The organism is Spirochaetota bacterium (assembly GCA_026415295.1).
Classification (GTDB): domain Bacteria; phylum Spirochaetota; class JAAYUW01; order JAAYUW01; family JAOAHJ01; genus JAOAHJ01.
Genome location: JAOAHJ010000017.1, coordinates 1 through 15123, shown reverse-complemented (window position 1 = coordinate 15123; position 15123 = coordinate 1). Strand labels below are relative to the sequence as shown.

Genomic DNA, 15123 nt, shown 5'->3' with positions numbered 1-15123 from the left:
TTTAGGAAAACTAATAAAAAATTAAAAAAAATATAAAGGTTAATATTTTTTTTATGAAAAGAGAGATAAGATTTTTTGCATCAGATAATTGCTCTAAAGTTTATCCTACAATTTTAGAAGCTTTAGAAGAGGAAAACTTTGGGCATTCATTAGGTTATGGATATGATCGTACAACATATCTTGCTATAAAATTGATTAAAAAAGTTATGAGACTCGATTGTATACCTTTTTTTGTATATAATGGAACAGGAGCAAATATTTTAGCAATTTCAAGTTTATTAAAGCCATATGAAAGCGTATTTACTGTTAAAAGTGCTCATATTAATCATCATGAAACAGGTGGTCTAGAAAGATTTGCTGGAAATAAAATAATTTATGATGTTTCTGAAGATGGTAAGATTAAACTAGAATATATTATTAATAATCTTAAAGAAATTGGTGATGAACATGTTGCTCAGATAAAGATTGTTTCTATTTCCCAACCAACAGAACTTGGTACTGTTTATAGTTTAAATGAACTTGAAAAACTAAAGACTTTTTGTTTTGAAAATAATTTGTTTCTTCATATTGATGGGGCACGTATTTTTAATGCTTGTGACTTTCTAAAAGTTAAAATAGATGAAATATTTAAATACTGTGATGTTTTATCTTTTGGAGGAACTAAAAATGGATTAATGTTTGGAGAAGTTGTTGTTTTTAATATGGTAAATTTAAAACAAAAAGAAAAAACTTTTAAATCAAAAATAATAAATAATTTAATAAAAGATTTCAAATTTGTTAGAAAACAAGGAATGCAACTTCATTCTAAAATGAGATTTATATCAGCTCAATATTTAAGATATTTAAACTCAGATTTACCATATGAGCTTGCTAAAAATTCAAATGATTTAGCTTTATATTTTGAAAATAAGATTAACGAATTTAGATTTAAGTTTGAAGAATTTTTAAATAATAATAGAGACAATAGGAGTGAGTTTATTAAAAATATAAATAATAAAAATTCAGATAAGTATTTTAAATTATACAAAAAAAGGGAAACTAATCAAATTTTTGTATTTTTTCCTCTAATATATTACAAAAAATTATCAAAAAAGTTTCCTTTTTATATATGGGATGAAAAGGAAGAGATTGTAAGGTTTGTTACAAGTTGGGATAATACAAAAGATGATATAGATAAATTTTTAAATTATCTTGAAAGTATTGTATTTAATAAAAGTAAAAATAGTTAATGTTAGTTTATCTATCTATTTCTAAATCTTTCAAATAATATATCAAGTAAAGCTGATAGTGGTAACAGTGTATAGAAAAAATAAACTCCTTGTGCAAATAGTAAACTAAAATTTACACCCAAGATATATTTGAATTGAAAAAAATATAGATTTATATACATAATTGTTATAAAAATAAGAGAAGCGAAATATTGTAAATATTTTATAAATGGACTTTTAGAATCTTTATATGCAATATTTTTAATTAAGCTTAATCCAAAACTGAATGTAAAATAGAAGAAAAATAGAATAATATTGCTCTGCTTTGATAAGGCAGTATATAAAACTCCTAAAATTAAATAAACTATCAATATGATGTTTATAATCATATTTAACTCCTTTTATATTTAATAATTTTTCTATTTGATTTATATAATCATTATTTAACTTTATTTTCAAGTTATATTTTTATTATTTCTAATTAAATTATTTACTATTTCATTTGGTTTATTTTTATTAATTGTTATGTATAAAGAACCAGCCATTATTAAAAAACCACCAATAATTAAAATTATTGAAGGGATAAATTTTAAAAAAATAATCTCATTAATAAGAGTAAAAACAACAGTCATTAAAAAAAGTATTGAAGCTTTTGATGATCCAGCTTTTGAAATTCCATAATTCCACAAAATGTAAGCAAGACCAGATTCAAATAAACCCATTTGAAGGATAACAATCAAATCTATTGTTGTTATTTTATTATTCTTAAAATCAAGAATAAATGGAAATCCAGCTAAAGTTGATATAATAAATACATAGAAAAGAAGGTTTATAATAATATTAAATTCTGAATATTTAAATATAATAGATTGAATTTTATTCTGATTTATAATATTTTGGTTGTTTATATTATTATAATTTTTATAATAATTTTTTAGTTTATTTAAAGTCTTTCCACTATAGTATGTATAAAAACCAAAAGTAATCCCTGCAATTATTTCGTAAATAAGTCCTATATAGAAAGAATTGTCATTTAAATTAAGGCCACCTTTGCCTATTCCTATTAAAAATAAACCAGTAAAAGAGATTGTTAAAGAAATAATAATATATTTATCTGGTTTAATTTTATCAAAGATAAGATTAAAAAAAATAACAAAAAATGGAGTTAAATTTTCTAATATCATAACAAGTGTAGCAGGAATATATTTTAATCCTAAGTGATAGAAGATAGAATTAAAAAACAAACCTACTATAGAAAGAATAATAATATCAATAGAAAAGTTTTTTAATAATGGTAAGAAACTTTTTTTAATTAAGAGATAAAATAAAAATACAAAAGTACCAATTAAAAATCTTGTTTCTGCTACAGCAATTAGGGAGATATTGTTTTGAGTAAGAAACCTTGCGGAAGGACCATGAATTCCCCATAAGAAAACAGTAAACCATAAAGCTAAAATACCTTTTAAATTTTCATTATTATTTTTCATAAATAACCTTAATAAATATATTTTTAAGGAATAAGCATGCAATTTTTAATAATACTTAATTAAAAATATTAAAGAATTTTCTAAAAGGATTATATAAATTTAAAATTTTTTTTAAATTTTTTTATTGAAATTTAAATAATAATGTCATATAATTTGAAATATATTGCATTGTATTATTCATTTTATTAATATATATAAACTAATTAATACAATGTTCTTCTGTAAAAAAATTTTTTTAATTAAATAAAAAATCTTTAAAGGAGAGAAAAATGAGAAAAGTCTTTATTTTAGTTTTAATTTTAATTATCTCTATTTTTCCATTAAAAATTTATTCCCAGGAACAAGCTGATCCTAATGCAAATTCTTTAAGTTTTGACATTTTAGTTGGAACAGTAATAGGTTCAAAAATTGGTTTTAATATTGATTTTGGGTTTAGCTATTTTTTTTATTTAGGTAGTAAATTACCATGGTCTACCCACTTTTATTACCATGTTGTTTTTGGTGGTTGGGGATTTGCTTTTAAAACTGGTCCTGTTTTTTATTTAAATAAAATGGATAATAGAAGAATATTTGCCCAAGCTCAAGTTGGTTTAAAAGGAGAAATGATAACAGGATTAAACTATTATGGTGATTTTTTTGTACCAATTATTGAAATTAATGGAAATATTATTAGTCAAATATTAGTTAGTAAAAGTAATTATATAAATTTTGGAATCGGACTCTATTTAATAATATCTTTAGGAGGTGGTCCTTTACCTGGAGGTGTTGCAATAGCATTTAATAGTATCTTTAGCTATGGTTTTTATTTTTAAAAATAATAAAACTTCTAAAAGAATTTAATTTTAACAAATAATAAAATATTTGACTTATTTGTATGATAGAAATTAATAAAAATATAATCATAATGATTTATTGTAAGAATTTTGTTTGAATTAAATAATAGATTTTAATATAATAAATAAAATAGTTTTACAGGATAATATAAAAAAGATTATAATTTAAAGGTGGAGAATAGCTATTATTGCCTTTTCAAAATCTAATAAAGCTTTTCTCCACCATTTTTTACTATTTGGGTAAAAAGCTTTTTCATAAAAGGATAGAACTTTTTTACCAGTAAAATTTATAGTATTTTTATTTAAGTTTTTGCCTTTTATATTAGTGTTATAATATTGATTTTCTAAAATTAAAGCTATTAGAGATTTAAGATTTCCTATTAAAGAATCTCCGAAAGTTCCAAATTCAAAAGTTGTAGCATATTTAATTGATGGATATTTGTTATAAATAAAATCTATAAGGTCCCCTTTTATTTTATAAAAACTATCAGTATTAACTTTTGAAACAAGAGGATAGTTTTTATTAATAAATTTTTCTATTTCATTATTATTAAAATAAAAAGAATTAACAATGCTCATCTGAGATTTTGGGCCATAACCTGTATGGAGATCAATGAATATAGTATTTTCAGGAGAATACTCACTGAAAATATTTTCATATAAGTTTATTAGAAAAAGTGTCTCTTTTTCAAAGCCGTTTCCACTATAATATAATCCATTTGGATTTAAATTTTGACCTATCAATAAAATTTCTTTAAACTTTTTTTGGCCAATTTTAGTAATAATTTTTATTATATTATATATTATATTTAATATTGATCTAAAAAAGCATTTTACCTTTTTTTCTATATTAATGTATTTATCAATAAGTAAATATTCATCGTCTATTTTATAAAATTCTTCACTGCTTAATAGAAAATTTCTATTTAAATCAACATTATTTTCATTAACTCTTCTTTTAGCTTTTACTCCATATGGATTAGCATTAATGATAAATGAAAAATCAAATTTATTTACTATCTGATTGATAGTATTAAAGTTTTTATTTTTTTCTGTTAATTCTCTAATTAATATTTTATTAACAAAATTGTAAATAAATATAAAACCTGCATAACCTTCTATTCCATGGAGTCCACTTTGTAAAATTAAATGATTTTTATTATTTTTCTTTTTTGCTCTTATTATAAAACAGTCATTATTGTTTTCAAAAGATATATCATAATCGAGCTTTTTTAAACTTTCTAAAATTTCTGGAATAAATTTTTTAATATCATCGATATTTTTAATTTTTTCATGTAAAAACATATAAAATCCTTACTATTTTTAGTAATAGATATTTTCTAATTTATTGTATCTTTAAATTAGTTTATTATATGAGCTTTATTTATATCCAAAAGATACAGCTATCAAAAGAAATATAGAGGTTAAAATAAAAATAATTATTTGAAGAAGAATTGTTGCCTTAAACCACTTTAAATATGAAACTCCTGATATAGCAAGACCTATTATTAATACTGGATTTGTTGGATAGATTACATTTGAAAATCCATCTCCAAATTGAAAAGCTAAAACTATTATTTGTCTTGAGATGCCAGTTATATCTGAAAGTGGAGTAAGTATAGGCATTAGGAGAAAAGCTTTTGCAGAAGCTGAACCTATAAAAAAATTTAAAAAAAGAGTTATAAGATAAATTCCTAAAGATGTTATGTAGGGGCCACTTTTTTTTAATTCATTTGATGAATAAAATAGAATAGTGTCTATAATGTTTCCTTTTTTTATTATATAATTAATTCCCATAGCTAATAATATAAGAATTATAGCAGGTGATATTCCTGATAAGCCTTTCATCCCAATTTTTATAATTTCTTTTGCAGAAACTCTTTCTATTATACTTGTTCCAATAGCGATTATTATAAAAATTAAAGCAATAATAGGAATTGAAAAACTAGCAATATTATTAATAAATAATGTTGTTATTATGAAGCAAAACATAATTATAATCATAATAATAAAAAAAGTTATTGATTTTTTCTTTTTGTTAATAATTTCTATATCTTTATTTTCCATAGTTGAAATATTAAAATTTTCTATATAATTTGTACTATAATTGCTCCCTTTTTCTACAATTGAATTTTTTGTTATTTTTTTAATATAAATTTCTATAAAAGTTATTAGAATAAAATATATAAAAATAAAAATGAAAATTCTATAACCTGCCCCTGAAAGAACAGGAATATTTGCTAATTTTTGGGCTACTCCTAAAGTAAAAGGGTTTGAAATAGCAGCAGCAAAGCCACAACCAGTGGCAAGAAGACTCATATATAGACCAGTTAATTGATCCCATCCAAAATTTTTTGATAGTAATAAAATTAAAGGAATAAGAGGAAGCATTTCTTCAAATATTCCAAACATAGAACCTAAAATCATAAAAAAAAGTGTTATTATAGAAAGAAGAAGAAATTTGTTTTTGTAAAATTTATAAGATAATATTTTAATTATAATTTCTAAAATTCCTGTATAGTTAATTATTGAAAAACATATACCAATTATTAAAATAAATAAAATAATTGAAATTATTAAAATATTTCCTTTATCAAAAAGAACTTCAATCCAAGCTAAAAACCAGTGATAAATTGGCAATGGTTTTTCTTTAATAAATTTAAAAGAATCTGCAATTATCTTTTCTCCTTCTTCAGATATAGTTCTTTCATATTTTCCTTGAGGTATAATTTGAGTTAAAATCCCAGATATTATAGTGAGAACAAGTAATATTATAAAAGTGGAAATAAATGCTTTTTTACTAATAACAAGAGTATTGTTTCCCATTTTTATTCCTCCAAAAATAAATTAAAAAAATTAAAGGAACTTTAAATTAACTAAATTTATTTTATAATTAATTTTAGTAGATTAATTTGATTATTTCAAATAAATATTAATAATAAAATGCAAATAAATAATTATTAAGTAACTTGAATTTTTAAAAGTGTACAAAATTTTTATTAAGGGGTATTTATATATGTAGATTACTAGGACTTAGAGCAAATAAGGATTTTGATCTAGAATTTTCAATGGAAAGTTTCATCATATTTTATCATCTATAAACTACTCTTCTCAAGAAACAAATATGATTCTAGAATCTAAAAGTAAAGAGGGAGAAGAGGCAGTTTTAATTTGTTCTGAAAAATTGACAGATGAAAATTGGAAAGAGATAAAATTAGGAGAACTTATTTATATAGATGAAAAATTAAGCATAAATAAGATAAATTTAATAGGATAGTAGAATAAATATAATAACTGTAAAAATTGTATTAGCTAATTTTAATAATTAAAAAATAAATAATAAAAAAAAATTTTTTAATTTAATAAAAGTTTAAATTATTAAATAATAAAATACTTTAACTAATAATTTTTATAATATATTATGAAATTAGATTTTCTGCTACTATATCTTTATTTTCTAAAAATTGTATAAATTTTTCACCTAAAATTGGATCAAACTGTTTTCCCAAGTTTTCAATAAATTGATTTTTTATATAATCCATATTAACTTTTTTTCTATAAGGTCTATTTGTATTCATTGCATCAAAAGAATCAACTATTGAAATGATTCTTGATTCGAAGGGAATTTCTTCACCTTTAAGTCCATATGGATAACCCGTACCATCCCATTTTTCATGATGATGAAGAATTATTTTTCTTTCCTCTTCGAGAAATGATAGAGGTTGCAAAATTTGATAAGAAAAAAAAACATGTTTTTTCATTATTATAAATTCATTTTCACTTAGAGGAAGAGTTTTATTTAAAATACTTTCTGGAATTCCAATTTTCCCTATGTCATGAAGTAAAGAAGCCCATTTAATTTTTTCAATAATTTTATCTTCTAAATTGAGAAGAAATGCAAATTTTATTGCATAATTCATTACTCTTAAAGAGTGACCTTTAGTATAATGATCTTTAATCTCAATAGATGAAACTAAAGCTTTTAATGTATTTAGAAGATCATTTTCAATTTTTTGATGAAAGTAAAATGTATGAAAAAACAAATTCAAATTAGAAGAAATGATATTTAATGTAGAAATTTCAATATCTGTTAAATTAATATTGTTTTCATTTTCAAAAACCATAATACCATAAAAATTATTAGATGAAAATATTGGTATTATTATAATAGATTTAACATAAGGGATAAATATTCCTTTATAAAAATCTTTATTTTCTTGATTTAAATTGATTATAAGAATTTCCCTTTCTGTAAAAACTTTTTCGATATAAAAGGATTTATCTATATAATTTTTATAATATTCATTGTAAGATATTTTTTCACCTTTAATATAAAATTCATTTAATTCTTTATCAAAGTATAAAAAACCGACTTTGAATGAAGAAAAATTTTTTTTTTATTTCATTTAAAATAATTTCAAAAAATATTTCGGTGTTTTGGATATACTCATAACTTTGAAATATTTTTGAATAGTGTTTTATTTGACTATTTATCTGTTCAATTTCTTTATTCATTAATTTTAATAAAAGATCTAATAAAAAATAAATTTAATAATTTTAACTTAATTAAAAAATAAGCTAAAAATAATTTTTTTCAATCTTACAAAATAGAATATTTTAGTAATTAATTAATTTATTAAATTTAATAAAATTTGTTGAATTATTTAATAAATAAATAAAAATAATAATAGAATTATTATTGAATATATATAATTTTTTTAAAGGATTTTTATGTTAGGTAATTCTATAAAAGAAAAAATAATGTTTTCTTCTTTGATATTATCCATTGCTACTTTGATAATTTTATCTTTTTTAATAATATATTTTATAAAATATAATATTGAGCCTTATATAAATTTTCTTCAGTTTGAGATTTTAAAAAAAGGAACTGTTGCTATAGAAAATATAATATTTGGAATAATTTCAGAATTAAAAACTTTATCTTTTTTGGATGATTTTAGAGAAGGAAAGATTATTAAAGATGGAATAAAAATAGATTTTCTTGGTGGAAATTTTTACCTTGTTAATAAAACTTTTGAAGTTATAAATAAGAATTTAAATCCTTTATATGAAATTCTTTTTTATACTGATGAAAATGGTAATTTTATAACAACAACAGGAGCTATGGGAAATGAAAAAGAAAGAGAGTTTTTTACAGAAATAATAATCAATAATAAAGAATACTTTGTAAGTGATCCAATTATTTCTAAATCTACAGGAAAAGAAGTTTTTGTGATATCTCATAGGGTTGTTAATAACGACAATAAGACTAATGGAATAATAAGTGTAAATGTTACACTTGAGAAATTAACAGAAATTATTGAAGGATTGAGAGTTGGTAAGACTGCTTATGGTTGGGCGATAGGTTCAGATGGTACTATTTTTGCTCATAAGAATAAAGATTTTATTATGAAAATGAAGATAGATGAACTTGAAAAACTTAAATATAAGGGGGTTAAAAAAATTTATGAAAAATTAAATAAAGATAATTGTGGCTTAATAAAAATAATTAGACCTGATGGGATAAAAGAAATATTGATATATAATAAAATTAGGTATACTAAAGGATGGATAGTAGGAATTGCAATTGAAGAGAGGGAACTTTTTTTTCCAATATTAAATCTAATAAAAGCTATAATTATAACATTAATAATAGTTTTTATATTAGTCTCTTTAATATCAAATATTGTAAGTAATCTAATAACTAGCAATATTATAAAAATAGATAATTTTTTTATCGAGTTATCAAGTGGTGAAGGGGATTTAACACATAAAATAGAAATTAAAACAAAAGATGAGATTGGTGTGTTAGCCACAAATTTTAATTTATTTATTGATAGATTAAGACTAATAGTTTCAAATTTAAAGGATTCTATTAAAAATTTAAAAATTATTGGAGAAATTTTATCAACAAATATGATGACTACAACTACATCTGTTAATGAATTAACTTTAAACACAAACAATATTAAACATTTAGCTACTAACCAAAAAGAATTTTTTATAAAATCATCTGAATCAATTATGAGTATGCTCAATGATATAGAGAAATTAAATGAGTTAATAGAAAGTCAGTCAGGATTCTTATATGAATCATCAGGATATGTTGAAAAGATTGTAAAAAATATTGAAAAATCAGGTGCTATTTTTGAAACAAACTATAATTCTATAAAAAAACTTCTTCAGCTTTATAAAAAAAATTATGAAAAAGTAGTTGAGTTAAGAAATCTTATACAAAAAAATCCAGATTTTTTTCAAGAATTAGATAAAATTATAGTTAATTTTAATGAGATTACTAAAAAATTAAATTTTAACGATTTAGAAAAATTAGAAATAAATAATTTTATAGATAAAAATGAGACAAATAGAAAAATTAAAAATAAAAATGAAATATTAAGAAATTATTTTAATGAAATATACGAAAATCTAAGTGTAAACAAAAACGGTATTTTTAATATTATTGAGTCTATTAAAATATATCTTGATGAAGTTTATTTAAAAGTTAAAGATAATGAAATATTTTATGAAGGTGTTCTTGATTTAACAAGAATTATAAGTTATGAAGAGGATATTGTAGAAAATTCTATTTTTGAGCAGAATAAAAATTTACAGGAGATAAGTAACTCTATAGCCTTAATGAAGGATATTACAAATAAGATAAAAATATCCTCAAATTCGATATTACAATTGGGGCATCTGATTAAAGAAGATATAGAGAAAATGAATAATTTGACTGAAGAAATAAATATGTCTATAGTAGAAATGGATGATGCTTTCTCTTCAATTAATAATTCACTATTGAATATAGAAAAAATTTCAATTGATAATAAGAAAAATATTGAAAGAGTTGAATTTGATATAAAAAAATTTAAAACATAAAAATAATAAAAAAATTATTCATAAAAAAAGTTCAAATTTTTAAAAATTTTTATAAATATTCTAATACTTCTTTTCCGTGCTCTTCCGGTGTGACATTATCAAATATTTTTTTTATAACACCATTTTTATCAATTATAAAAGTTTTTCTTAATATTCCATAAATCTTTTTGCCAAATATATTTTTTTCACCAAGGCTATTATATAATTTTATTACTTCACCTTTTTCATCAGATAAGAGAATAAAAGGAAGATTATATTTAATCTTAAATTTTTCATGGGATTTTTTACTATCTTTTGATATTCCTATTACAACTGCACCTTTTTGGATAATTTGAGAAAAATAGTCTCTAAAACTACATGCTTCTTTTGTACATCCAGGAGTATCATCCTTAGGATAAAAATATAACACAACAGTTTTACCTCTAAAATCAGAAAGCCTATTAATTTGCCCATTTTCATCAGGTAAAGAAAAATCTGGAGCTATTTCGTTTTCTTTAAGTAATTTTTCCATTTTCTTCTCCAAAAAAATTACAACTTTATATAAGTATAAAAAAAGAAAAATTAATTGACAACTAAAGATTATTAAAAAATATATTTAGTTAAATTTATGTGAATTTAATTTTAAAAAATGTTTGATTTCATTTTAAAATAACTAACTAAAAGTTCTATAGAACCTATAAAACTAATTATAAAAACTACTATCCAAACAAAATTAATAGGAAAATGTTTTTGAAAGAATCCACTAAAAACTGGACCAAGCATAAAACCTAAACCATTTAGAATTTGAAATGTTCCATTTATTCTTCCACGAATATTTGTTGGGGTTCTATTTGCTATAAAAACATTTTGATTTGTGATTTGCAAAATTTCACCAATACTCCATATAACTGTTGTTAAAATTAACATGGGAATAGAATTAATTAAAAAGTATAAACCAAACCCAAAAGCATAAAATACTCCTGCTAAAGAGACCATTAAAAAAGGAGATCTTTTTCTTGCTAAAATAGATATAAGTGGTGTAAACAGAATAACTGAAATAGCATTTGTTGATTGTAAAATCCCATAATATTTTGCACCTTTTTTATCAAAAAGTTTAGTAAGAAATATAGGTAAAGTAAATCCTACTTGTGAATAAGTAAAAGAATAAAAAATTGTAGCCAAAATAAATATAAAAAAAACTTTATCATTAAGAATAAATTTTATAGATGAGTTGTGATACTTATTAGTATTAATATTAAAATTATTTGAGTTTGATTCTAAAAGAATCATATTTAAATTAGGTCTAGTTTCTTTAATCCCAGTTAAAATGGTAAGTCCTATGAGAGATGCAATCCCATTTCCTAAAAAAATCATAGTAGTATAATTTTCAAATAAAAAACCAGCAATAAGGGGTCCAAAAGCAAATCCAACATTTACAGCTAAATAGACAAGGGAAAAAGATTCATTTCTATTAGAGGGTTCTGTTACATCAGTGATAATTGCAGCAATTGGAGCTTGAGTCATAGAAATAAAAAGGTTGGCAAATATTAACAAAATTGCAATAATAACATTATGAAATATATTAAATTGATAAATTAAAAATATAATAAAAATTATTAATATATAAATGCTGAAAGATAAGAGAAGTACAAATTTTCTTCCAATTTTGTCTGAAATTTTTCCAGATAAGATACTTGCAGGAATAAACATAAAACCAGCAGAAATGACAAATAATGAAGCTATATGAGGTGGAATTAAAAGCTTTTTAACTAAAAGCAAAGTCATAAAAGGTGAAATAAAATTTCCCATTGAAAGAAAGAATCGTATAATTGCAAGTTTATATACTTCAGGTGATAGATTTTTGTAAATATATAAATTAATTTTCACAATTAAAAAATATCAGAAAAATAAAATAATAAAATTAAGAAGTTAAAATAATAAATTTATAAATTATTAAGTTGATAAAAATTCAATTTTATAAAATATATTTTATAAAAGTTGTTTTTCAAAAAAATCTTTAGTTTATTAATTTTCAAGTCAATAAATATATTGATAAAATATTAACCGATTAAGAGTTTCAAATCAGAATCAACATCTTTAATAGTTGCAAGACCAAAATTTTCTATTATAAATTTTGCAACTTCTGGAGCTAAAAATCCAGGTAAACTTGGACCAATATGAATATTTTTAAATCCTAATGAAAGTAAAGATAGCAATACTAAAACTGCTTTTTGCTCATGCCAAGCAATATTAAAAACAACAGGTAAATCATTTACATCAGCGAGATTGAATATTTCTTTTAATTTTAAAGCTATTATAGCAATTGAATATGAATTGTTACATTGACCTGCATCTAAAACTCTAGGAATTCCTTCAATATCACCTAACTCTAACTTATTATATCTATATTTAGCACAACCTGCTGTTAAAATAACTGTATCTTTTGGGAGAGCTTTTGCAAAATCCTCATAATATTTTCGAGATGGCATCCTTCCATCACAACCTGCCATAATAACAAATTTTCTTATTTTTCCACTTTTAATAGCATTAACAACTTTATCTGCTAATTTTTCTATAACTGTATGACTGAATCCACCGAGTATTTGTCCTTCTTCAATTGGAGTTGGTGGTGGGCAAGTTTTTGCAAGTTCAATAATTGAAGTAAAATCTTTATATCCATTATTGGCTGAATCAATATGCTTAACTTTATCAAACCCAACTATTCCTGTTGTAAATAGTCTATTTTTATAGGTATCTGAAGGTGGAACAAGACAGTTTGTTGTAATTAAAATTGGACCATTAAATTTTTCAAATTCTTCTTTTTGTTTCCACCAAGCATTTCCATAATTACCAGCAAAGTGAGAATATTTCTTAAAATAAGGATAATAATGAGCAGGTAGCATTTCACTATGAGTATAAATATCTATACCTGTATTTTTTGATTGTTCCAGAAGCATTTCAAGATCTTTTAAATCATGCCCTGAAATTAAAATACCTGGTTTATCCCTTACTCCTATATTAACAGATGTAATTTCCATTTGTCCATAATTTTCTGTATTAGCTTTATCTAACAAAGCCATTGTTTTTACTCCAAATTCACCAGTTTTCATTATTAAATTAATTAAATCTTCATTTCTTAAGTCATTATTTAATGTAGAAGATAAAGCATGATGCATAAATTCTAAAATAGTATCATCTTTTTTGCCCAATACAAAAGCATGATCAGCATAAGCAGACATCCCTTTTAGTCCATAAATGATTGTAGCTATAAGGGATCTTCGCATTGTATCTTTTATTGACAGAAAACCAACTTCCTTGGATTTATTTAAATAGATGCTTTCATCTCCTTTCCAGTTTACAGCATCAAGATTATTAATTATTGTATTTAATGAAACACCTTTTGAGACAATTTTATGTTTTAATTCTTCTCTTAATTTTATTGCTTCAGTTATTCTTTTAATAAACCAATTTTCATTAAAATTACCGTTTGTTATTGTTGAAAAAAGAGATCCAAGTAAAAATTCATCCTCTTTTTCAGTTGAAATCCTATTATTTTTTGCTTCTACTACTAAAGTAGATATACCTTTTAAAATATGAATTAAAAGATCTTGAAGATCAGAAGTTTGAGAAGATTTACCGCAAACTCCTTGATTTAAATTACAACCAGCATTTTTCATAGTTTCTTGACATTGATAACAAAACATAAAAATTCTCCTTTTATTTTTAATTTATTGTTAAATTATTAAACTTTAATTTTAGTTAGTATTTTTCCATCTATTGATATAATAATTAAATCATAAGAAATATTTTTCTGAGCTTTTTGAAGTGATTCATTGACAAGATTTGCAAGCCCTCTACAACAAGGAACTTGCATAATAGCGATTGTTAAACTATTTATATTTATATTGGAAAAGAGGAAAGAGAGTTTTTCGATGTATATCTCTTTATTAGCATCAAGTTTGGGACATGCAATAATTAGTTTTTTACCTTTTAATAGATCTTTATGGAATGAACCAAGAGCAAATGCTGTGCAATCTGCTGCGATTAAAATATCAGCATTATTAAAAATTTGAGCATTTGGGTTGATAAGGTGAAGTTGAATTGGCCAATTTGAAATTTCAGAAATTATACTAGTATTTGAATTATTGTTTTCATATTGTTGATTATAATTATTATCTTTTTGAAATTTAGTTTCTTTAGGAAAAGAATTAACATTTTGAAAATTAACACAACAAGGGCTTTGATTATAAATTGATGCAGAAGAAATAAAACTTTGATTGATATTTATTCCATTTTCTTTAAGATATTTTAAAGCTTCATTATACCAATTAATTTGTCCATGATCATAAAGGTGTTTTAAGTGTGCTATCAATACATTTTCTCCTTTTGGGATTAGATTTTGTATAACTTTAATTTCATTGTAAGGTTCTGCTTCTTTTTCAACTATTTTAATAGCATTAACAGGACATTCACCAACACATGCACCAAGGCCATCACATAAAAATTCTCCTACAATATGGGCTTTGCCATCTATCATCTTAATAGCTCCTTCAGGGCAAGCATTAGCACATAACCCACAACCGTTGCATAAATCTTGATCAATTTCAATAATTTTTCTTTTCATAATAAATACCTCCTGATTTTTATTTTTTAATTTTTTTATTTTATTTCTAAAGAATCTCTTATATATATTAGCATTATGGTATTATAATACCTATATTTTTTAAATATAAAAAA

13 protein-coding genes are annotated in these 15123 nt (G+C 22.3%); 4 read left to right on the top strand and 9 right to left on the bottom strand.

What is annotated here, in order from left to right; translation table 11 throughout:
- The first annotated feature begins 53 nt into the window (after positions 1–53).
- Complete coding sequence (locus tag N3A58_04115; GenBank protein MCX8058582.1) at positions 54–1229, top strand: aminotransferase class I/II-fold pyridoxal phosphate-dependent enzyme; 1176 nt, start codon at positions 54–56, stop codon at positions 1227–1229.
- A gap of 11 nt (positions 1230–1240) precedes the next feature.
- On the opposite strand, the gene N3A58_04110 is transcribed toward N3A58_04115, so the two are convergent.
- Together N3A58_04110 and N3A58_04105 are read right to left on the bottom strand one after the other, a co-directional pair.
- Positions 1241–1597, bottom strand: a complete 357-nt coding sequence (locus N3A58_04110; GenBank protein ID MCX8058581.1) for a hypothetical protein — start codon at positions 1595–1597, stop codon at positions 1241–1243.
- Positions 1598–1663: 66 nt separating this feature from the next.
- On the bottom strand, positions 1664–2695 hold the full coding sequence (locus tag N3A58_04105; protein ID MCX8058580.1) for a DMT family transporter: 1032 nt from the start codon (positions 2693–2695) through the stop codon (positions 1664–1666).
- Between the two features lie 269 nt (positions 2696–2964).
- Here N3A58_04105 and N3A58_04100 point away from each other — a divergent pair, with 269 nt between their 5' ends.
- A complete protein-coding gene (locus tag N3A58_04100) occupies positions 2965–3507 on the top strand; it encodes a hypothetical protein (GenBank protein ID MCX8058579.1) in 543 nt (180 codons plus the stop codon).
- A 186-nt stretch (positions 3508–3693) separates the two neighbouring features.
- Here N3A58_04100 and N3A58_04095 read toward each other — a convergent pair whose 3' ends face one another.
- Together N3A58_04095 and N3A58_04090 are read right to left on the bottom strand one after the other, a co-directional pair.
- The gene (locus N3A58_04095; protein ID MCX8058578.1) at positions 3694–4833 is read right to left on the bottom strand and encodes a DUF2817 domain-containing protein; all 1140 of its coding nucleotides are present in this window, start codon (positions 4831–4833) and stop codon (positions 3694–3696) included.
- A gap of 75 nt (positions 4834–4908) precedes the next feature.
- Positions 4909–6354, bottom strand: coding sequence for an AbgT family transporter (locus N3A58_04090; GenBank protein ID MCX8058577.1), 1446 nt, complete (start codon positions 6352–6354; stop codon positions 4909–4911).
- Positions 6355–6652: 298 nt separating this feature from the next.
- Here N3A58_04090 and N3A58_04085 point away from each other — a divergent pair, with 298 nt between their 5' ends.
- Positions 6653–6805: a hypothetical protein gene (locus N3A58_04085; protein MCX8058576.1), complete on the top strand. Its 153-nt coding sequence runs from the start codon at positions 6653–6655 to the stop codon at positions 6803–6805.
- Between the two features lie 142 nt (positions 6806–6947).
- Here N3A58_04085 and N3A58_04080 read toward each other — a convergent pair whose 3' ends face one another.
- Positions 6948–7652 carry an HD-GYP domain-containing protein gene (locus N3A58_04080; GenBank protein MCX8058575.1) on the bottom strand — a complete coding sequence of 235 codons (705 nt, stop codon included), beginning with the start codon at positions 7650–7652 and terminating at the stop codon, positions 6948–6950.
- 607 nt (positions 7653–8259) lie between these two features.
- Here N3A58_04080 and N3A58_04075 point away from each other — a divergent pair.
- Positions 8260–10407 (top strand): cache domain-containing protein, encoded by a 2148-nt coding sequence (locus N3A58_04075; protein MCX8058574.1) that lies wholly within the window; start codon positions 8260–8262, stop codon positions 10405–10407.
- A gap of 49 nt (positions 10408–10456) precedes the next feature.
- Here N3A58_04075 and bcp read toward each other — a convergent pair whose 3' ends face one another.
- The 4 genes from bcp to N3A58_04055 all read right to left on the bottom strand — a co-directional run bounded on the left by bcp (position 10457) and on the right by N3A58_04055 (position 15010).
- Positions 10457–10918, bottom strand: a complete 462-nt coding sequence (gene bcp / locus N3A58_04070) for a thioredoxin-dependent thiol peroxidase (protein ID MCX8058573.1) — start codon at positions 10916–10918, stop codon at positions 10457–10459.
- Between the two features lie 110 nt (positions 10919–11028).
- Positions 11029–12273 (bottom strand): MFS transporter, encoded by a 1245-nt coding sequence (locus N3A58_04065; protein MCX8058572.1) that lies wholly within the window; start codon positions 12271–12273, stop codon positions 11029–11031.
- 173 nt (positions 12274–12446) lie between these two features.
- A complete protein-coding gene (gene hcp / locus N3A58_04060; protein ID MCX8058571.1) occupies positions 12447–14096 on the bottom strand; it encodes a hydroxylamine reductase in 1650 nt (549 codons plus the stop codon).
- Between the two features lie 32 nt (positions 14097–14128).
- Positions 14129–15010, bottom strand: a complete 882-nt coding sequence (locus N3A58_04055; protein MCX8058570.1) for a 4Fe-4S binding protein — start codon at positions 15008–15010, stop codon at positions 14129–14131.
- Between the last annotated feature and the right edge of the window lie 113 nt (positions 15011–15123).